Here is a 19,170-nt window from a genome sequence, read left to right as displayed (position 1 = left end):
GGTAGCGTACCCGCGGCTCCGGATCGGGCGGGTGAGGCGGTCAGGCGCGGGCGGCGACCGCCTCGTCTTCCTCGGTCGCGACGAGCTGCCCGCAGGCGCCGTCGATCTCCTTGCCGCGCGTGTCGCGGATCGTGGTGGGGATGCCGGCGGCGGTGAGGCGACGCACGAACTCCTGCTGCACGTCGACCTCGGACGCGGTCCAGATCGAGCCGGGCGTCGGGTTCAGCGGAATCGGGTTGACGTGCACCCACCCGTGGCCGCGCTCGTTGAGCTTCTCGGCGAGCAGGTCGGCGCGCCATCCGTGGTCGTTCATGTCCTTGATGAGGGCGTACTCGATCGACACGCGCCGGCCGGTCTTCTCGAAGTACTCGCGTGCGGCATCGAGCGCCTCGTCGACCTTCCAGCGCGAGTTCACCGGGATGAGCTCGTCGCGCAGCCCGTCGTCGGGCGCGTGCAGGCTGAGCGCGAACGTGACGGGCACGTGCTCGTCGGCGAGCTTGCGGATGGCGGGCACGAGGCCGACCGTCGAGACGGTGATGTTGCGGGCCGACATGCCGAGGCCGTTCGGCGCGGGCGCGGCCATGGTGCGCACGGCCCGCATGAGCCGGGCGTAGTTCGCGAGCGGCTCGCCCATGCCCATGAACACGATGTTCGAGACGCGCTCGGGCGTGCCGTCGTCGGCGCGCTTGCCGTGCAGCGCACCCGCGGCGATGACGCGGTTCGCGGCGACGACCTGGTCGAGGATCTCGGCGGCCGACATGTTGCGCGTGAGGCCCGCCTGGCCGGTCGCGCAGAACGGGCAGTTCATGCCGCAGCCGGCCTGGCTCGACACGCACAGCGTGATGCGGCCCGGGTAGCGCATGAGCACCGACTCGACGAGCGCACCGTCGTGCAGCTTCCAGAGGAACTTGATCGTGTCGCCGCGGTCGGTCTCGAGGCGCTTCACCTCGGTGAGCAGCGGCGGCAGCAGCCCGGCGACGAGCTCCTCGCGGCCCTCAGCCGGGAGGTCGGTCATCTCGGCGGGGTCGGTGGTCCAGCGCGTGAAGTAGTGGCGGGCGACCTGCTTGAGTCGGAACGCGGGCACGCCGAGCTCGTCCGCCTTCGCCTTCCACTCCTCGGGCGCGAGGTCGGCGAGGTGGGCGGGCGGCTTGCCGCGCTTCGGCGACGCGAACTGCAGCAGCGGGCGGCCGTCGGCGTCCTTCGCCTGCTGCCATCCCTCGGTCTTCGGCCGCACCTGGCGGGGCTTGGTCGAGCGGATGCCGCTGCCGCGCGTCTCGCGCACGGCGCCGTCGCGCGGGGTCGCCGCCGGCTCCGCGGTGCGGGCAGGGGTGTCGGGCGCGTCGGTCGGCATCCCTCCAGCGTACGCGGAGGCGCCCGAGCATCCGCTGGATGCCCGGGCGCCCCCGTCGTGCGTGCCCGCCCGCTACGGGGTGATGGTCCAGGTGGCCGGCGGCTTCACCTGGTCGTACAGCCAGGTCTGGAAGAACCCGTCGAGGTCCTTGCCCGAGACCTCTTCGTAGATGGCCTGGAAGTCCTCCGACGTGCCCGCCGAGTCGTCGTAGCGCTCCAGCCAGAGCCGGCTCGCCTCGAAGAAGTCGTCGTCGCCGACCTCGACCCGCAGGGCATGGAGGGTCGCGGCGCCCCGGTTGTAGACCTGCGTGGCGAAGAGACCCATGTTGCCCGGGTCGCCGATCTGGAGGTTCCAGTAGGCGGTGGTGCGAGCGGGCGCGTACCAGTTGTTGTACGCCTGCTGCGCGCTGATGCCGCCGCGATGCTCGGTCCACATCCAGGAGGCGTACGTCGCCCAGCCCTCGTTGAGCCAGATGTCCTGCCACCGCTCGGGGCTCACCGCGTTGCCGAACCACTGGTGCGCCGCTTCGTGCAGGAGGGTGCCCTCGCCGGACTGTCCGATGCCGTACACCGGTCTGGTTTGCGTCTCGAGGGCGTAGCCCACCGTGTCGTTGTCGATGATCGACCCGTACGCCACGAAGGGGTACTCGCCGAAGTACCCCTCCATGAAGTCCAGCATCGCGGGCTGCAGCGCGAGTCGGGTGTTGAGGGCAGTGCGCTGCGCGGCGGTGAGCTTCCGGTCGATGGCGTCGATGATCGGGATGTCGCCGCCCGTCGACGTGGTCTCGACGAGGTCGAAGTCGCCGACCGATGCCGTCGTCAGGTAGCTCGCCTGGAGGTCGGGGGCATCCCAGAACCAGGTGGTCCAGCCGTCGACCGTCTCCGCCGGCTTGGGCTGGATTCCGTTCGCGACGGCGGTCTTGCCCTCGGGCACCGTGATCTCGAACGAGTACGTCGCCTTGTCGGTCTGGTGGTCGCTCACCGGATACCAGGTCATGGATCCGTCGGGCTCGCTCACGACCATGGCGCCGTCGCGCGTGGTCACCCACCCGTACAGTGCGCCCTCGATGTCCAGCGGTCGCGTCGTGGCACCGCCGTACTCCACGACGACCTGCACGGCTTGGCCGGCCTTGAGCTTCGGCCGAGGCTGGATCGTGAGCTCCCATTCGCGCTGGTCGGCGTTCTGCACGTGCCAGTACGCGGCGCCGTCGACGACCTGACCGGCGAGCGGCGGCTGGATGCCCGTCGCAGGCTTGCCGTCGACGCTGACCGACCGCACGTCCATCCCGCGCAGGTCGAGGTTGAACCGGTCGAGATCCTGCGTGGCGACGAGGTCGATCGTGGCGACACCGTCGAACTGGCCCGACAGCGGCGCGGGGGATGGGGCGGGCGGTGCGTAGCGGATGGCGAGGTCGTAGTGCTGGACGTCGTATCCGCCGTTGCCGGCGAGGGGGAAGTACGCGTCGCCGACGCCCGAGGCGCCGGCCGTATACCGCGGTCCCGCATTGTCGGGACCCTTGCCCGGAGCCGCCGCAGCCGCCGTCGCGCCGAACGCGCCGAGGACCACCATCGCGGCGGTCGCCCCGCCGATCAACCTCATCCTGTGCCGAATCATGCTCACCCTTTCCTGATGCCGGTGGCTGCACCCTAGGGGAAAGCGCTTGGCGCGCAACAGACCCCCGAGCGGGGAAGCGCGCAGGTTTCCTGCGTCGTTCAGCGCGTCACGCGTGTTCCGTGCGTCACCGCCGATCCGGACAGCGATGTCGACGGATCAACTCGCCCGACGGACCCACTGCGCGAAGTCGGGCGCGCTGACCCACGTGATCGTCCCGTCGGCGAGCACCACGACCGGGCTCACGCCGCTGCCCGGCTCGGCGGGACCCGTCCACGCGCCGGCCACGGGCTCGTCGGTCTGCGCATACCCGGCCTTGGCGAGGGCGGTCGTCCACTCGCCCTCGTCCACGCCGGTCGCGTGGGCGAGGTTCAGCATGTTGTCGGTCTGCGGCTTCACCCACGCGCAGGCGATCCCGCCGTCCTCGACGATCCGCTGGGCGACCGGGTCGACCGGGTCGGGATTGCGCGTTTCGAGCCCGTCGGCCTCGAGCTTCGCGTACGCGTCGGGCGCGAGCACGTCCTCGCAGCTCGCGCCGATCGCGGGCTGTTCCGTGGTCGTCGGCTCCGTGGTCGGCTCGGGCGAAGCGGCGGCCGGCGTCGTGGGCGCCGCCGTCTCGGCGGGGTCGTCGCTCGCGCAGGCCGCGAGGCCGAGCGAGAGGGTCAGGGCAGCGGATGCCGCGAGCACGCGCGGCGCGAGGGTCCGGGTCATGCGCCCCACCGTATCGCCCGCGCCCCGCACCGACGTCGGTGTGCACCCCGAGATGTCCGCCCCGCGGCATCCGTCGACCCTAGCTCGCACGAACGCCACGCCAGCCGCGGCTGCGCATCGCGCGTTCGAGCTGGTCGAGCGCGCGCTGCATCGGCAGCCGGCGCCCGACCCGGATCACGATCCACCCGTCTGCGGCGAGGTCGTTGAGCCGTTCGACATCTCGGTGGAACTGCGCGTCGTCGCCGCGGTGCTGCTCGCCGTCGTACTCGAGCAGCACCCCGTACGCGCGGAAAACGAGGTCGCCGTGCGCGGTCCACCCCGCGCTCAGTGGGATCGGCGCATTGAGCTCCGGCTCGGGGAAGCCGGCGCGTATCACCTGCAGCCGCAGCCGGGTCTCCCGCGGCGACGCCGCACCCGGCCGGAGGTCGAGCCGTGCCGCATCCCGCGCGCTCGTCCCGCGTCCGCCGCGATGCCGCTCGATCGCCGCGTCGAGCTCGTCGGCCGAGACGAGCGGGCGGGGCCAGCCGAGCAGCCGGTCTCCGGCGGCGACGAGGTCGTCGTGGGACAGCGCGGTCGCGAGCTGGCACCACGAGTCGCACGCCGACACCACGGGGAGCCCGCGGACGGCGCCGACCCGGACCCGATCGGCGCGGAGCCGGTGGCCGACCACGCCCGGCACGCGCGGCTCGCGTCCGCGCAGGGCGGAGACGTGCAGCGGCCCCCGTTCCAGCGCGGACGGCAGCGGCACGCCCCACAGCAGGGCGGCCGTGGCGTGGCTGAACACCTGGGTGACGGGCATGCGGGCGGCGAACGCGGCGCAGCGCTCGGCATGGGTCGCCGGGGGGACGGTGGCGCGTACGCCGTGGAAGGGCGCGGAGAGGTCGAGCGCGCGGAGCCGCCCACGCGGGACGCCGAGCTCATCGGCACGCGGCACCGAGAACGGCACTCGGCGGAGTTGCGGCGGGAGGGGGCGCGCCGGCACCGGACCATGCTGCGCGCCGCGCCCACGGCGTACCGGCGCCGAGGCGCGTGCGGTGGGTCCACTCGCCTCATCGCGGCCTGTGCAGGACCGGTCGCCGCTCCGCACCCCCATCGAGTGTCCAATGGATGCCGCCACGGGAGCGTCGCGGCGACATCCATTGGACACTCGCACGCGAGGGCTGAGGCCCGGCCCGGGGGATGGGGCGCAGGGGGAATGCGGACGGGCGAGGTCGGGTTGAGTCACGTAGGCTCAACTTTCAGCGTCCCGACTTGACATCGAACGGATGCCGCTGCGAGACTTGAGCGGTCGAGGCTCAAGTCTCGACGAGCAGACTTCGGCCGCGGGCGGGCACCGCCGGGCCGATCGCCGCGGGGCGACATCCGAGAACCCCCCGGCAGAAGGAGAGACACACATGTCACGTGCAGTCGGAATCGACCTGGGCACCACCAACTCGGTCGTGAGCGTCCTCGAGGGCGGCGAGCCCGTCGTCATCGCGAACGCCGAGGGCTTCCGCACCACCCCGTCGGTGGTGGCATTCACGAAGGACGGCGAGGTGCTCGTCGGCGAGACCGCCAAGCGCCAGGCCGTGACCAACGTCGATCGCACCATCTCGTCGGTCAAGCGCCACATGGGCACCGACTGGAAGAAGGAGATCGACGGCAAGACCTACACGCCGCAGGAGATCTCGGCGCGCATCCTGCAGAAGCTGAAGCGCGACGCCGAGCAGTACCTGGGCGACACGGTCACCGACGCGGTCATCACCGTGCCGGCGTACTTCAACGACGCGGAACGCCAGGCGACCAAGGAGGCCGGTGAGATCGCGGGCCTCAACGTGCTCCGCATCATCAACGAGCCCACCGCCGCCGCGCTCGCGTACGGCCTCGACAAGGGCAAGGAGGACGAGCTCATCCTCGTCTTCGACCTCGGTGGCGGCACGTTCGACGTGTCCCTCCTCGAGGTGGGCAAGGACGACGACTTCTCGACCATCCAGGTCCGTGCGACCGCGGGCGACAACCGCCTCGGCGGCGACGACTGGGACCAGCGCATCGTCGAGCACCTGATCAAGCGCTTCAAGGACTCGACGGGTGTCGACGTCTCGAAGGACAAGATCGCCCTCCAGCGCCTCAAGGAGGCCGCGGAGCAGGCCAAGAAGGAGCTCTCGTCGAGCATGTCGACGAGCATCCAGCTGCCGTACCTCTCGCTCACCGAGAACGGCCCGGCCAACCTCGACGAGACGCTCACGCGCGCCCAGTTCGAGAACATGACGAGCGACCTGCTCGACCGCACGAAGAAGCCGTTCGAGGATGTCATCCGCGAGGCCGGCATCAAGGTGGCCGACATCGCGCACGTCGTGCTCGTCGGCGGTTCGACCCGCATGCCCGCCGTCTCCGAGCTCGTGAAGCAGGAGACCGGCAAGGAGCCCAACAAGGGCGTGAACCCGGATGAGGTCGTCGCCGTCGGCGCCGCCCTGCAGGCCGGCGTCCTCAAGGGCGAGCGCAAGGACGTGCTGCTCATCGACGTCACCCCCCTGAGCCTCGGCATCGAGACCAAGGGCGGCATCATGACCAAGCTCATCGAGCGCAACACGGCCATCCCGACCAAGCGGAGCGAGACCTTCACGACCGCCGACGACAACCAGCCGTCGGTCGCGATCCAGGTGTTCCAGGGCGAGCGCGAGTTCACGCGCGACAACAAGCCGCTCGGCACGTTCGAGCTGACCGGCATCGCCCCGGCTCCCCGTGGCATCCCGCAGGTCGAGGTCACCTTCGACATCGACGCGAACGGCATCGTGCACGTGTCGGCGCGCGACAAGGGCACCGGCAAGGAGCAGTCGATGACCATCACCGGCGGCTCGTCGCTGCCGAAGGAGGACATCGACCGGATGGTGCGCGACGCCGAGGAGCACGCGGCGGAGGACAAGAAGCGCCGCGAGTCGGCCGAGACGCGCAACCAGGCCGAGCAGCTCGTCTACTCGATCGAGAAGCTGATCAAGGACAACGAGGACAAGCTCCCGGCCGACGTGAAGAACGAGGTCCAGGGCGACGTCGACGCGCTGAAGACCGCGCTCGCCGGCGACGACGACGACGCGGTGAAGTCGGCGTTCGACAAGCTGAACCAGTCGCAGGGCAAGCTCGGCGAGGCGATCTACGCGCAGGGCCAGCAGGCCGACGCGACCGCCGGCGCCAACCCCGGTGAGGACGCCAACCCGTCCGGCACCGAGGGCTCCGACCAGTCCGACGAGGACGTGGTCGACGCCGAGGTCATCGACGACGAGGACGAGAAGAAGTAGCCATGGCTGACGAGAACCAGAACCACGACGAGCCGATCATCCGCGACAAGCGGCGGATCGACCCCGAGACGGGTCAGGTTCGCAAGCCCGATGCCGACTCCGGTGCCGAGGGGGCGGGCGAGCAGTCCGCCCCCGAGGCGGGGTCGACGGATGCCGCCGGCACGGCCGAGGGTGCTGCACCCGACGTCTCGGACGTGCTCGACGAGGAGGCCCTCACCGTCGACGACATCCTGAACGCCGCGCAGGCCGAGGTCGACGACCCGTCGGCCGAGCACCTGGCCGACCTGAAGCGGGTCACCGCCGAGTACGCGAACTACCGCAAGCGCACCGAGGCGAACCGCGAGGTCGAGCGGGAGCGGGCGATCGGCGCGGCCGTGGCCGTGCTGCTGCCCGTGCTCGACGACCTCGACCGCGCCGAGAAGCACGGCGACCTCGAGGGCGACACCCCGTTCGCGACGATCGCGGCGAAGCTGCGCGCGTCGGTCGAGAAGCTCGGCCTCACCCCGTTCGGCGAGGTGGGCGAGGCGTTCGACCCGCAGCGGCACGAGGCGATCTTCCAGCAGCACTCCGACGAGGTCGAGGTCGACACGGTCGCCGACGTCGTCGAGACCGGGTACCTGCTCGGCAGCACGCTGCTGCGTGCGGCGAAGGTCGTCGTCAAGACGCCCGCGTAGCGGGGCACCGCTGGTCGAGGAGGCCGCCCGCGGCCGTATCGAGACCGGGTCACCCGATCTCGATACGCGCCGCAGGCGGCGCTACTCGATCACCGATCCGCACTAGATTTCGAGGAAGGAGGCGCCGATGGCCAGCCAGGATTGGTTCGACAAGGACTTCTACGCGATCCTCGGCGTCTCCAAGGACGCCAGCGACGCCGACATCAAGAAGGCCTACCGCAAGCTCGCGCGCAAGTACCACCCCGACCAGAACCCGGGGGATGCCGCCGCCGAGTCGAAGTTCAAGGAGATCAGCGAGGCGCACTCCGTGCTCTCCGATCCCGAGGAACGCAAGGAGTACGACGCGGTCCGCGCGATGGGGCAGGGCGCCCGGTTCACCGCGCCCGGCGCCGGCGGCGCCGGCGGCTTCGAGGACGTCTTCGGCGGCATGTTCGGCGGCCCGGGCGGCCGCGGCACGCGCTACACCACCCAGCAGGGCGCCGGCCAGTACGACGACCTGCTGAGCGGCCTCTTCGGCGGCGGCCGGTTCGGCCAGCCCACCGGCGGCTACGGCGGCTTCGGCGGCCCCACCCGCGGGCGTGACGTGACCGCGTCGACGACGCTCGACTTCGTCACCGCCACCAAGGGCGACCGCATCACGCTGCAGACCGCCGAGGGGCGCGAGATCACCGTCAACGTGCCCGCGGGAGTCGCCGACGGCCAGAAGATCCGGCTGCGCGGCAAGGGCCACCCGTCGCCCGACGGCGGCGAGGCCGGCGACATCGTGCTCACCGTCAAGGTGCGCAAGCACCCGGTGTTCGAACGTGACGGGCTCAACCTCCGCGTCAACGTGCCCGTCACCTTCGTCGAGGCCGCGCTCGGCGCCACCATCCAGGTGCCGACGCTCGGCGGCGAGCCGGTCAAGCTGCGTGTCGCGCCGGGCACTCCGAGCGGCCGCGTGCTGCGCGTGAAGGGTCGCGGCGTCGAGACGAAGAAGGGCACGGGCGACCTCCTCGCCGTCGTGCAGGTCGCCGTGCCGTCGCACCTGTCGAAGGAGGCCGAGGAGAAGCTGCGCGAGTTCGCCGCGCTCCTGCCCGACGAGAATCCCCGCGAGGACCTCCTCGCCAAGGCCCGGGGCCACTGATGCAGGTCGACGGCGAGAGCCCCCTGTTCGTGATCTCGGTCGCGGCCGAGCTCGCCGGCATGCACCCGCAGACGCTCCGCCAGTACGACCGCATGGGGCTCGTGTCCCCGAAGCGCACGGCGGGCAAGTCGCGTCGCTATTCGATGCGGGACGTCGCGCAGCTCCGCGAGATCCAGCAGCTCTCGAGCGAGGGCGTGAGCCTCGAGGGCATCCGCCGCATCCTCGATCTCGAGAACGAGGTCACCGACCTCCGCCAACGCGTCCGCGAGCTGGAGCGCGCGCTCGCCGACGAGATGCTCAACCGGCCCGGACGCCGGGTCTTCGCCGCCGGGGCCCACGGCGAGGTCGTGTCGCTCAAGGCCGGCACGCGCGTGCGGCGCGAGAACGCCGTCGTCGTGTGGCGGCCGCTCGACCGGAGCTGAGGTCGGCGAGCGGATTATAGGGCGCGGAGCGCCTCGTGTCTCGCCTTTGTCCGAAATCGGATGTTGCACGCACAATGGCCGGGGCTGTCGGAGAGCCCGGGGGAGGGTGTCGTGCACGGGAACCAGCGAGTGGTGCGCGACCTGCGGCGTGCCGCGGTGCGCGGCGAGATCGTCGCCGAGTTCCAGTCGCAGGTCGACGCCCGGGACGGGCGCACGGTGGCGGTCGAGGCGCTGAGCCGGTGGCGCCATCCCCAGCGAGGTGTGCTCGGGCCGCAGCACTTCATCCCGATCGCCGAGGAGACCCGGTCGATGGATGCCATCGGCGACGCCATGCTCCGGTGCGCCTGCCGCTTCGCTGCCGACCTGACCTCCGCGGGACGACGGATCGAGGTCGCCGTCAACGTCGCCGCCGTGCAGCTCGAGCGGGCCGACTTCGCCGATCGGGTGCTCGACCGGCTGCGGACTGATGGCATCCGACCCGAGCTGCTCATGCTGGAGCTGACCGAGTCGCGACCGTCGCCCGCCGCCGCGGAAGACAACCTCCGCCGGGTGCGCGCCCACGGGGTCGGAGTCTCGCTCGACGACGTGCGATCCGTCGAGGAGGCCGAGTTCCGCGCGGGCGCGCTGCCGATCACCGAGCTCAAGGTGGACCGCTCGCTGATCCAGCACGTCACCGAGGAGCGCACGGAGGTCGCTCGACTGGTGCGCTTCGCCCGCGATCGAGGGCTGCGCACGGTCGCCGAGGGCGTCGAGACCGAGCTGCAATGGGAAGCGGTGCGAGAGCTGGGATTCGACCGGGCCCAGGGGTTCCTGTTCGGCCGACCGTCGACGCCCGAACGGATGACCGCCCGCCTCCGGGCGGAAGCGGGCGGTCCGGCTCAGAGCGAGCTGTAGGGATCCGCGAACTCGTCGGGGTCCTGCCCCGACGACGTCCCGGAGGCGTCGCCGGAATCGCCGATGTCGAGCTGGGTCCAGCTCACCGGCATCCCCGGCGAGAAGAGGATGTCGATTCCCGGGCCGCCTCGAAGCGGGGGGATGGTGACGTAACCGCCGCCGGCCTGGATGGCGGCGAGGATCTGCGCGCGAAGCTCGTCGATGGGGTCGGGCAGGAAGTAGTCTTTGCCGTCGACCGTCAGCCGGTGGATCTTCAAGGGATGCTCCGTTCTCTCGTTCCGTCGTCGGGGGTGCGGTGTCAGGGTCCGGCGGCGTCGGCCGGCTCGGGCACCCATTGGAGCCCGGCGCGGCTGTTCGCGCTGTCCATCAGCATCTCGAGCCAGGCCCGGTTGAGCTTGGGTGCGCGATTGCCGCTGAAGCGGAAGTGCACCTGCGCTGCGGGGCTGATCCAGATGACGCTGCGGCCGCTGCCGCGTTCCATCCCGTGGCTCCAGGTGAACATGAACTGCTCGCCGCGTTGCAGCTTCGCCGCAATGACGAATTGCAGGTGCGCGAGCGTGCGGTCCTCGATCTCGAACTCCGAGATCCGCTGACCGTAGATCAGGGTGCCCATCCCGTTCCTCCTCCTGTTCGTGTCGCGCTCATCGAGCGGGGGTCGCCTCGACGGGCTCGGGGATCAGTCGCAGCCCACCTGCCGAGTTGGCCGCCTTGGTGAGCACTTCGACCCACCGGGGGTTCAGCTCGGCGGGCTCGGCCCGGTCGAACTGGAACGTCATCGGAATGGTGGGGCTGCACCAGACGGAGGTCCTCGGCGGTGTCGCCTCCTCGTCGACCCAGGTGAATGCGAAGTGCTCACCGCGGCGCAGCTTCGACCAGATCGCCACCTGCAGGTGGGCGAGTGTCCGGTCGTCGAACGTCGCCGAGAGCTTCGAGTTGTATTCCAGTGTTCCCATGTCGCCTCCTTCGCGAGCGATACATTCCAGGGCGGTACGCAGGTCGTCACCGAAGCCGGCGGGCGAGCCGTGCGGTGCGCCGTGAGCGGTGTGCCCGACTACACCGTCACCGATGTGACCCGATCGCGGCCGCCGCGCTTCGAGGCGTACATCGCCTCGTCGGCCAGCCGGATCAGCCGTTCGGGTTCCGGATCGTCGGCCGTGTCGTCGGGAGTCCAGGTCGCCACGCCGACACTCGCCGCGACGCTGTAGCTGGGGGGCACGCTCGTCAACGGACGGCCCACCTCGTGCCGGAACCGCTCCGCGATGACCCCGGCCGCCTCGGCATCCGCGTTCTCGCACACGATCACGAACTCGTCCCCGCCGTACCTCGCCACGGGGTCCGATGCGCGCGCGACGCCGCGGAGCCGCTCGGCGACCTCGACGAGCACCTCGTCGCCCACGCGGTGGCCGAGGGCGTCGTTGACCGCCTTGAAGCCGTCCAGGTCGATGAACACGATCGACAGCGGGCGCGCGTCGCGCCGTGCGCCGGCGAGGGCCTCGTCCAGTCGCACCTGGAGCAGCTTGCGGTTGGCCAGGCCGGTGAGCTGGTCGTGGAGCGCACGATGGGCCAGCTCCTCCTGCAGTCGCACGCGCCGCAGCACCTGGGAGGCCTGACGGGCGAGCGCGGCGTGGATGTCGCGCGTGTCGTCGTCGAAGACCTGGTCGCGCCCGAAGAAGCAGACGACGACGCCGTGGGCGCCGGAGTCGCCTCGGAGCGGCGCGATGCTGAGGGCAGCGAGCCGCTGCTCCTGCAGCGCGACGTCGAGATCGGGGCGGATGGTCGCCGCCTGGTCGAGGCTCGCGACCGTGACGACCTCGTCTCCCTCGATCGCCTGCATGGCGAGGTCCATGAGGCCCGCGGAGATGAGGGGGTCCATCTGGACGCCGTCGACGATGAGGTCCCGGCCGTCGCGCTCGCCGGGGAGGAGGACCGCCGCACTCGCGGCGAGCAGTCCCGTGCGCGCGGCGGTGATGAGCGCCTCCCCGAGCTCCTGGACGCTCATGGCGAGGCCGAAGGCGCTCGACGCGTCCTGGAGCACGCGCACGCGTGCTTCGGAGGCCTCGGCCTGGCGGCGGGCCACGAGCAGCTGGCGCTCGTAGTCCTGGCGCTCGGTGGCGTCGAAGACGGCGATGCGGATCTCTTCGGCTCGCTCGCCGTGTGCGGGGACGATCAGCGCGTTGATGAGCACGGGCAGGTCGCGGAGATCGGCGCAGCGCATCGAGAGGGCGACCTCGCGGACCTCGCCGGAGAGCCGGAGGACGGTGGCGAACCGGGATTCGTAGAAGAGCTGCCCCGCCGTGGTGAGGAGGTCGACGAAAGCGGTGCCGAGCAGCTCGTCCTCGCCGAGCCCGGTCCAGGTCGCGAGGGTCCGGTTCACGCGCGTGATCACGCCGTCGGCCGTGGTCGTCAGGTATCCGCACGGCGCATCGTGGAACAGCTCGACGTACGACTCGTGGAGTTCGTCTTCGCCGCTCCTGGTGGGCGGCGGGCTGGAGGAGATCGTCATCGCAGGAACGCCGTGATCTCCGCGGCGAGCTCCTCGGGCGCCGACAGGTTCGGGCAGTGGCCGGTGGCCGCGAGCTGGACGAACCGGCTTCCGGAGATCTGCTCGTGCACGTACCGACCCACGGCCGGCGGGGCGATGACGTCCTCGGAGCACTGCAGGACGAGGGTCGGCGTGCGCACCTGCTCGAGGTCCCGCCGGTTGTCGGAGAGGAAGGTGACCCGAGCGAACTGGCTCGCGATGCGCGGATCGACGCTGCAGAAGCTCTCGGTGAGGTCGGAACCCAGCTCCGGCCGAGCGGGGTTGCCCATGATGAGCGGAGCCATCGTCTCGGACCATCCGAGGTAGTTCGCGTCGAGGGCGTCGAGCAGCCCTTCGATGTCCGCGTGGCTGAAGCCGCCGGTGTAGTCGTCGTCGTCGAGGTACCGGGGAGACGGACCGACGAGCACGAGCGCGCCGAACCTCGACGGGTCGACGTTCGAGGCCAGGACCCCCACCATCGCGGCGACGGAGTGCCCGACGAACACCGCATCGTGCAGGTCGAGGGCGTCGAGGATCTCCAGGAGGTCGTCGGCGTAGCCGTGGAGGGAGTCGTAGCGCGCCGGGTCGTACGCGCCGAGGTCGGACGCGCCCGATCCCACGGCGTCGAACAGCACGACCCGATGGTCGGACTCGAACCGCGGCGCGACGGCGTGCCACACCTCCTGGCTGCAACCGAACCCGTGCGCGAACACGATCGGCCGCCCTGCCGGGTCGCCGGTGACGGTGACGTTGTTGCGTCGGAGCACCTGCGACCGGGCGGCGCTGGCAATCGTGCTCATGGTGCTCCTGATCGGCGCGGGGTTCGGGTTCCGCGGACGCGACGGCGCCTCGGTGGCATCCTGCCCGGACTCTATCCCGCCACGAGCCGACCGACATAGTTTGGACGGTTCGGTCAAGGGGGATTGACGAGCGTCCTCCTGAGCCGGTATGCGGCGGATGCCACGGGCACGACGAACCCGGTATCGCGCCCGCCGTGGGGGCCCTCCGACTCAGCCCGGAGCCGGCCCGAAGCCCTCGCTGTCGAGGTCCCGTGCCCGCTCCTGCGCGACGACCGCCTCGCGGTCCGACAGGCGTCGCAGTCCGGCGAGGGGCTGGGCCATCCGGTGGTTGCCGCGCAGGTGCGGTTCGGCCCGGTCGAGGAACGCCCAGTACCCGGCGGTGACCGGGCACGCGTCGGGGCCGAGGCGCACCTTGGGGTCGAATCGGCATCCGCCGCAGTAGTCGGTCATCTTCGAGACGTACGCGCCACCGGCCGCGTAGGGCTTCGTCGCGACGAGGCCGCCGTCGGCGTGCTGCGACATCCCGACCACGTTCGCGGGCATGACCCAGGGGGTGCCGTCGACGAACGCGCCGGCGAACCAGTCGGTGAGCTCGGCCGGATCGACCGCGCGCTGCAGCGCCCAGTTCCCGAGCACCATGAGCCGCTGGATGTGGTGCGCCCAGCCGTGCGCGCGCACGTCGTCGAGCGTGTGCCGGATGCAGGCGGCGTCCACGCCGGCCGTGTCGAGGGTCGCGAACGGGCGGGGCACCGGTCGGGTCGCCTCGAGGCGGTTGTGGACGCGCCGGTAGCCGGGCCCGAGGTGCCAGTAGAGGTGCCACATCCAGTCGCGCCATCCGATCACCTGCCGCACGAAGCCCTCGACGCTCTGCAACGGCGCACGGCCGGCGGCGTGCTCGGCGGCGACGCGCTCGGCGAGCGCGAGCGGGTCGATCAGGCCCAGGTTGAGCGGCACGCTGAGCAGCGAGTGCGCCATGACCCAGTCGTGGGTGAGCACCGCGTCCTCGTACGGGCCGAAGTCGCCGAGGCGCGTCTCGATGAAGTCGGCGATCGCGTGCTCGGCCTCGGTCTCGGTGACGGCGAAGCGGCGCGGGCCGTCGTCGCCGATGAGCTGCACGCGTCCGTCGGCCTGCCAGCGATCGAGGTCGCGGCGCACCTCGCGGTCGATCTCGTCCTCCTCGGGCCACCACGGCTCCGGCAGGCCCAGCGTGACCGCTCCCCTCGGCGGCGGCTGCCGGTTCTCGCGGTCGAGGTTGAAGCGGCCGCCCTCCGGCTCGGGTCCGCGCATCAGGATCCCGGTGCGCTCGCGCGTCCACCGGTAGAAGTCCTCCATGCGCGGGCGACGGCCCTCGCGACCCGCCATCCACTCGGCGAAGTCCGTCTCCGAGGTGACGAAGCCCCGGCTCGGCAGCATCCGGATGCCACGGCGCCGGAGCGCCACCCTCGCCGCCCACGACACCGGGGCGACCGCCTCGAGGTCGTCGCGCCCGTCGACGGCCTCGCCGAACCGCTCCACCTGCCGGAACTCGACGCGGTCGCCGAGCTCCGCCGCCCGGTGCCGGATCGCGGAGAGGTACAGGTGCGCCTTCTGCCGGTGCATCGGCCGGCGGCCGAACGCCGCGCGGGCCTCGACGAGCAGCATCCGCCCGCCGTCGTCGAACTGCGACCCGAGCTGCTCCGCGAAGATCCAGCGCACGGGCACGGGGGCTCAGCGACCCCACGCCGTCGGCGGGGCCGGCACGACGGGCACCGGCGAGGTCGACCACCACGTACCGTACCCGTAGTGGCTCTCGGCCCAGGGCGACGCCCAGACCGCCCGCGCCGCGGCATCCGCTGACGTGCCGGCCTCGAGGGCGGCGACGATGTCGGCGTAGAACGTGCGCTTCTGCAGGTTGGATGCCGCGTACCGGGCGGCGTCGACGAGGGTCGTGTAGCTGCCCAGGCCGCTGCCGCCGCCCGATCCGTACCCGTTGTTCAGCGGGTTGTTGCGGTTCCACCAGTTGTCGGGGCCGTTCTCCTCGCGCATCCACTCGACCATGAACCGCACGTTCTCGTCGGTCACCGGCCAGTCGCCGAACACGAGCACGAGCTTCGCCCAGTCGTAGTTGGTGCCGGATGCCACGAGCGTCTCCGGTCCGGTCGCCGTGATGTAGCGCTCGCGCGACACCCCGGCCACGCTGAGGTCGCCGGGGACGGCGACCTCCTGCACCTCGCCCCGGAACGGGGAGACGGAACCGGCGGCCGCGTCGGCGAGCGCCACCGACGGGCGCGGGAGCGGGGCGAGCGCGACCGTGGCGAGCAGGCCGCCCACGGCGACCGCGGCGACGAGCGCCGCGACGCTGCGTCGCCTGGCGAGGCGACGCGACCCGCGCTCGGGGCGGGTCGCGCGACGCCGACCCTCGGGCGCACGTGACGGGCGCCGCGCGGGCGTTCGAACCGCCGCGCGGCGCTCCCCCAGGTGCTGCGCCGAATGTCGCATTGCGGGCTGAGGGTAGCAAACCCGGCTGGGCGCCGTCAGCGCCGACGTCGAACCGCGGCCCGTCGGGCCCAGATGACGACCGGCACGAGCAGCAGCGACAGGAGCCCGCCGACGACCGACAGCGTGGCGTAGTCGGTGGCCGCGAGCACCAGGCCGGACAGGGCGCTCGCGCCGGCCCCGGACAGCGCGATGAGCACGTCGATCGACCCCTGCGTCTTCGCGCGGTGGGAGGGCGAGGTGGCATCGACGACGAGCGCGGTGCCCGAGATGAGGCCGAAGTTCCAGCCGAGGCCGAGGAGCGTCAGTGCGACGATCAGGAGCCCGAGGGAGTCGCTCGGTGCGAGGGCGGCGACGCCGCCCGCGAGCAGCATCGTGACCGCCGCGGCGACGGCCATGGGGATGCGGCCGATGCGGTCGACGAGGACGCCGGTCACGAGCGACGGCAGGTACATGGCGCCGATGTGGATGCCGATCACCAGCCCGACGGCCGAGAGGGCGTGGTCGTGTCCGCGCATGTGCACGGGGGTCATGGTCATGATCGCGACCATGGTGGCCTGCGTGAGGATCATGATCGTCGCGCCGAGCACGACGCCCGGTGCGAAGCGGTCGCCCCGGGCGGGGGCGGACGGCTCCGGCTGCGATGCGCCGGGCTGGGCGGGCGCGGCGGGCTGGGCGGGCTCGGCGGGGGTCGGGACCTCGGGGGCGACGGCGGGCGGGAGCCCGGGCGCGTGATCGAGGTGCTGCGCCACGAGGAACGGGTCGGGCCGCAGCAGCAGGAACAGGACGCTGCCCGCACCGAGGTAGGCGGCTGCGGCGAGCAGGAAGGGCCCGGCGAGCGGGGGGATGCCCAGGGAGACGGCGAGCGCGCCGAGCGGCTCGACCAGGTTCGGGCCCGCGACCGCACCGAGCGTGGTCGAGACCATCGCGACGCTCACGGCGGTGCCGCGCTGCGTCGGCAGGGCGAGGTCGGTGCCCGCGTACCGGGCCTGCAGGTTCGTGGCCGTGCCGGCCCCGTAGACGAACAGCGAGGCGAACAGCAGCGGCACGTTGCCCGACACCGCGGCGGCGACCACGCCGATCGCGCCGGCGCCGCCTGCGGCGAACCCGAGGCCGAGGCCGGTCCGGCGGCCCCATCGCTGGGTGACGCGGCCGACGAGGAAGGCCGCGAGCGCGGACCCGAGGGTGAACAGGGCCGCGGGGGCGCCGGTGAGGCTGTCGGAGCCGAGCAGGTCGCGCGCGAGCAGCGCACCGACGGTGATGCCGGCCGCGAGACCGGCGCCGCCCAGCACCTGGCTCGCGACGACGACGGCGAGCGTGCGACGCTGCACACGGCGCCGTACGGCCTCGTCGGCGCCGATCGCGCGGGCGAGGCCGGCGAGGTCAGTGGCGGGCATACGGCGAGCGTACTCGCGCGAACGCGCGAAGGGCGCGGACCGAGGGTCTCGGTCCGCGCCCTCCGGATGGGCGCGACGGCCGGTCTCGGCACGCGCCCTTCGGGTGCTACCCGACCACCGTGCCGCCGATGGTGAGCCACCACGACTCGTCGGCGAAGTCGGCCGGGTCGATGACGCCGCGCTCCTGCGCCCAGTCGATGAGCAGCTGGCGGATCTCCTTCTGCTCGTCGTAGACGACCGGGGCCGAGGCGATGTGCGGGAACCCGCCGCCGCCGGAGCGGCGGTAGTTGTTCACGGCGACCACGACCTCCTGGTCGTCGGCGAGCGGCGTGCCGTCGGCCAGGACCAGCCCCTCGATGCGCGACCCGACCGGCTGCGACAGGTCGATCTCGTACTCGACGCCCGCGATGATGTCGAGGTTGTAGTCGGGGGTGCCGCCCGCGGCGGTGTGCGCCTCGGGGTCGAACGTGCCGCCGACGGGCACCTGCGCGTAGTACTTCGCCGAGTACTCGAGGTAGTCCTTCACCTGCGCACCGGTCATCGTGACGGCCTGCAGGGTGTTGTCGTAGATGTAGAGGCCGGCGATGTCGCGCACGGTGACGTCGCCCTGCGGGAAGACGGCGGTGCGGCTGAACGGCGCGGCGATCGACAGCACGGGCAGGTCGGCGTAGGCCGTGCCCGCGAGCGAGCCCGCGACGGCATCCGTCTGCACCTGCTGGATGAAGTCGATGATCGCCGTGTCCTCGTACCGCGAGGTGACCGCCGACAGCTCCTCGGTCGAGCGCGCGACGACCTGGTTCACGTACGCGACGGTCGTGGCGTGCTGGTCGGCGACGAGGTCGACGATCGCAGGGGACTCCGGGTAGGCGGCCGTGCGGATCGCGGACGCCTCGGCGTCGGCGACATCCCACTTGCCCTTGACCTTCTCGAGCGAGAGGTCGACGCGCGAGACGGTGGAGCCCCAGCGGTAGGGCTGGGTGAGCAGCACCTCGTCGCCGGTGACCTCGTTCACGACGACCTCGCTCGGCTTGTCGAGGTGCGAATGCCCGACGACCATGACGTCGATGCCGGGCACCTCGCGGGCGATGTCGGCCGTCGCGTTCTCGGGCGGGGCGATCGACTCGTCGTACGACGAGCCCCCCGTGCCGGCGTGCGAGAGCACGACCACCACGTCGGCGCCCGCCGCGCGGACCTTCGGCACCCACTCCTCGGCGGCGTCGACCATGTCGCGGAACTCGAGCTCGCCCTCGACGTTCGCCTTGTCCCAGATCGCCGAGCCGGGCGTGGTGAGGCCGAGGATGCCGACCGTGACGGGCTTGTGCCCCTTCACCTTCTTGGTGACGAGCGTGTACGGGTCGAACGCGGGCTCGCCGGTCTCGGCGTCGAGCACGTTCGCGCCCAGCAGCGGGAACCCGAGGTCGTCCTCGTAGGCGGCCAGCAGGTCGAGCCCGTAGTTGAACTCGTGGTTGCCGACCACTTGGGCGTCGTAGCCGATGGCGGCGTACGCGGCCGCCATCGGGTGGTCGGCACCGGTCTCCTGCACGGGCTCCTGCACCGCGTAGTAGTAGCTGAGCGGCGTGCCCTGGATGGCGTCGCCGTTGTCGACCACGAGCAGGCGCTCGTCGCCGACCTCGGCGCGGACCTCGTCGACGACCGAGGCGACCTTGGCGAGGCCGACGGAGTCGCCGGCGCGGTCGCTGTAGGCGCGGTCGCTGAAGTAGTCCCAGTTCAGGACGCGACCGTGCAGGTCGGTGGTCGCGAGCAGGGTGAGGTCGAGTTCGTTCGCGGTGTTCGGTGCGGCGGCGGCGGGAAGGGCGGCGCCACCGCCGAGGAGCAGGGCGGCGGTCGCCGCAGCCCCCAGGAGTCGGGTCTTCACGTGTCGGGATTCCTCTCGAGGTGGTTCGTTCAGGGCGGCGGCC

The 19,170-nt window shown here is 71.8% G+C and carries 18 protein-coding genes; 5 read left to right on the top strand and 13 right to left on the bottom strand.

Annotated elements, in window-relative coordinates; translation table 11 throughout:
- Positions 1 to 40: 40 nt before the first annotated feature.
- The 4 genes from rlmN to AVP42_RS12560 all read right to left on the bottom strand — a co-directional run bounded on the left by rlmN (position 41) and on the right by AVP42_RS12560 (position 4,655).
- Positions 41 to 1,351, bottom strand: a complete 1,311-nt coding sequence (gene rlmN / locus AVP42_RS12575; protein WP_082847233.1) for a 23S rRNA (adenine(2503)-C(2))-methyltransferase RlmN — start codon at positions 1,349 to 1,351, stop codon at positions 41 to 43.
- Between the two features lie 72 nt (positions 1,352 to 1,423).
- Complete coding sequence (locus AVP42_RS12570; RefSeq protein ID WP_231878619.1) at positions 1,424 to 2,950, bottom strand: M1 family metallopeptidase; 1,527 nt, start codon at positions 2,948 to 2,950, stop codon at positions 1,424 to 1,426.
- 171 nt (positions 2,951 to 3,121) lie between these two features.
- Entirely contained in the window at positions 3,122 to 3,673 is a 552-nt protein-coding gene (locus tag AVP42_RS12565) for a hypothetical protein (protein WP_067949531.1), read from the bottom strand.
- Between the two features lie 79 nt (positions 3,674 to 3,752).
- Positions 3,753 to 4,655, bottom strand: a complete 903-nt coding sequence (locus AVP42_RS12560) for a hypothetical protein (RefSeq protein ID WP_067949529.1) — start codon at positions 4,653 to 4,655, stop codon at positions 3,753 to 3,755.
- A 412-nt stretch (positions 4,656 to 5,067) separates the two neighbouring features.
- Between AVP42_RS12560 and dnaK the strand changes: the two genes are divergently transcribed.
- The 5 genes from dnaK to AVP42_RS12535 all read left to right on the top strand — a co-directional run bounded on the left by dnaK (position 5,068) and on the right by AVP42_RS12535 (position 10,058).
- On the top strand, positions 5,068 to 6,945 hold the full coding sequence (dnaK, locus tag AVP42_RS12555) for a molecular chaperone DnaK (RefSeq protein ID WP_067949528.1): 1,878 nt from the start codon (positions 5,068 to 5,070) through the stop codon (positions 6,943 to 6,945).
- A gap of 2 nt (positions 6,946 to 6,947) precedes the next feature.
- The gene (locus AVP42_RS12550) at positions 6,948 to 7,619 is read left to right on the top strand and encodes a nucleotide exchange factor GrpE (RefSeq protein WP_067949527.1); all 672 of its coding nucleotides are present in this window, start codon (positions 6,948 to 6,950) and stop codon (positions 7,617 to 7,619) included.
- 127 nt (positions 7,620 to 7,746) lie between these two features.
- On the top strand, positions 7,747 to 8,742 hold the full coding sequence (locus tag AVP42_RS12545) for a DnaJ C-terminal domain-containing protein (RefSeq protein ID WP_067949526.1): 996 nt from the start codon (positions 7,747 to 7,749) through the stop codon (positions 8,740 to 8,742).
- A complete protein-coding gene (locus AVP42_RS12540; RefSeq protein WP_067949525.1) occupies positions 8,742 to 9,164 on the top strand; it encodes a heat shock protein transcriptional repressor HspR in 423 nt (140 codons plus the stop codon). The genes AVP42_RS12545 and AVP42_RS12540 overlap by 1 nt, the downstream gene beginning before the upstream one ends.
- 111 nt (positions 9,165 to 9,275) lie before the next feature.
- Complete coding sequence (locus tag AVP42_RS12535) at positions 9,276 to 10,058, top strand: EAL domain-containing protein (RefSeq protein WP_197467019.1); 783 nt, start codon at positions 9,276 to 9,278, stop codon at positions 10,056 to 10,058.
- On the opposite strand, the gene AVP42_RS12530 is transcribed toward AVP42_RS12535, so the two are convergent.
- The 9 genes from AVP42_RS12530 to AVP42_RS12490 form a co-directional block, all read right to left on the bottom strand.
- Positions 10,043 to 10,315, bottom strand: a complete 273-nt coding sequence (locus AVP42_RS12530; RefSeq protein ID WP_067949521.1) for a hypothetical protein — start codon at positions 10,313 to 10,315, stop codon at positions 10,043 to 10,045. The genes AVP42_RS12535 and AVP42_RS12530 overlap by 16 nt on opposite strands.
- A 41-nt stretch (positions 10,316 to 10,356) precedes the next feature.
- Entirely contained in the window at positions 10,357 to 10,671 is a 315-nt protein-coding gene (locus tag AVP42_RS12525; RefSeq protein WP_067949519.1) for a hypothetical protein, read from the bottom strand.
- 28 nt (positions 10,672 to 10,699) lie between these two features.
- Complete coding sequence (locus AVP42_RS12520; protein WP_067949517.1) at positions 10,700 to 11,011, bottom strand: ATP-dependent DNA ligase; 312 nt, start codon at positions 11,009 to 11,011, stop codon at positions 10,700 to 10,702.
- A 98-nt stretch (positions 11,012 to 11,109) separates the two neighbouring features.
- Positions 11,110 to 12,561, bottom strand: coding sequence for a sensor domain-containing diguanylate cyclase (locus AVP42_RS12515; protein ID WP_067949515.1), 1,452 nt, complete (start codon positions 12,559 to 12,561; stop codon positions 11,110 to 11,112).
- Positions 12,558 to 13,379 carry an alpha/beta fold hydrolase gene (locus AVP42_RS12510; RefSeq protein WP_067949512.1) on the bottom strand — a complete coding sequence of 274 codons (822 nt, stop codon included), beginning with the start codon at positions 13,377 to 13,379 and terminating at the stop codon, positions 12,558 to 12,560. The genes AVP42_RS12515 and AVP42_RS12510 overlap by 4 nt, the downstream gene beginning before the upstream one ends.
- Positions 13,380 to 13,589: 210 nt before the next feature.
- Complete coding sequence (locus AVP42_RS12505; RefSeq protein WP_067949510.1) at positions 13,590 to 15,080, bottom strand: cryptochrome/photolyase family protein; 1,491 nt, start codon at positions 15,078 to 15,080, stop codon at positions 13,590 to 13,592.
- 6 nt (positions 15,081 to 15,086) lie between these two features.
- Positions 15,087 to 15,857, bottom strand: a complete 771-nt coding sequence (locus AVP42_RS12500) for a hypothetical protein (RefSeq protein WP_157356831.1) — start codon at positions 15,855 to 15,857, stop codon at positions 15,087 to 15,089.
- A 35-nt stretch (positions 15,858 to 15,892) separates the two neighbouring features.
- A complete protein-coding gene (locus tag AVP42_RS12495) occupies positions 15,893 to 17,251 on the bottom strand; it encodes an MFS transporter (protein WP_067949509.1) in 1,359 nt (452 codons plus the stop codon).
- Positions 17,252 to 17,357: 106 nt separating this feature from the next.
- On the bottom strand, positions 17,358 to 19,127 hold the full coding sequence (locus tag AVP42_RS12490; RefSeq protein WP_067949507.1) for a bifunctional UDP-sugar hydrolase/5'-nucleotidase: 1,770 nt from the start codon (positions 19,125 to 19,127) through the stop codon (positions 17,358 to 17,360).
- Positions 19,128 to 19,170: the final 43 nt, after the last annotated feature.

This window comes from Agromyces sp. NDB4Y10 (genome assembly GCF_001620055.1).
In the GTDB taxonomy this organism is placed as follows: domain Bacteria; phylum Actinomycetota; class Actinomycetes; order Actinomycetales; family Microbacteriaceae; genus Agromyces; species Agromyces indicus.
The sequence above is the reverse complement of the archived record's forward strand: the minus strand, read 5'-3'. Positions and strand labels throughout refer to the sequence as shown.